Annotated in this window: 1 pseudogene; it reads left to right on the top strand. The window is 44.8% G+C overall.

Annotated features, from left to right (window positions below):
* A pseudogene (locus tag R8N49_RS28600) lies at positions 1-473 on the top strand (NAD(P)(+) transhydrogenase); the annotation flags it as partial.
* Positions 474-611: the final 138 nt, after the last annotated feature.

The raw sequence follows: 611 nt of genomic DNA, 5'->3' as shown, positions 1-611 counted from the left end.
GTGATGTGATTGGTTACCCTAGCCTTGCAAGCGCAGCCTACGACCAAGGACGCTTTGTCGCACAAGCGATCACTAAAGGTCAGGCTGAAAACTATCTGATTGAAGACATCCCAACAGGCATCTACACCATTCCAGAAATCAGCTCTGTTGGTAAAACAGAACAAGAACTGACGGCAGCGAAAGTGCCTTATGAAGTTGGCCGCTCTTCATTCAAACATCTGGCCCGTGCGCAAATTGCAGGCAAAGATGTCGGCAGTTTGAAAATTTTGTTCCATCGTGAAACCAAGGAAATTCTCGGCATTCACTGCTTTGGTGAACGTGCAGCAGAAATCATCCACATTGGTCAAGCCATCATGGAACAAAAAGGCCAAGCCAATACGATTGAATATTTCGTTAATACTACCTTCAACTACCCGACCATGGCCGAAGCCTATCGTGTAGCGGCATTGAATGGGCTGAACCGATTGTTCTAGTAGCCATACAATGCTGAGATAATGAGGTTAAATGAGTATTTGGGTTGCCATGATCCAAATGCAAAAACAGCAGGTTTTCGACCTGCTGTTTTTATTTACGCGAGGAACGTTCCTTTACGCCATTGATAGAAGAATATT

Source organism: Vibrio sp. 1978 (assembly GCF_033344345.1).
Note: the sequence above shows the minus strand (reverse complement) of the source record. Positions and strands in the feature narration are given on the sequence as shown.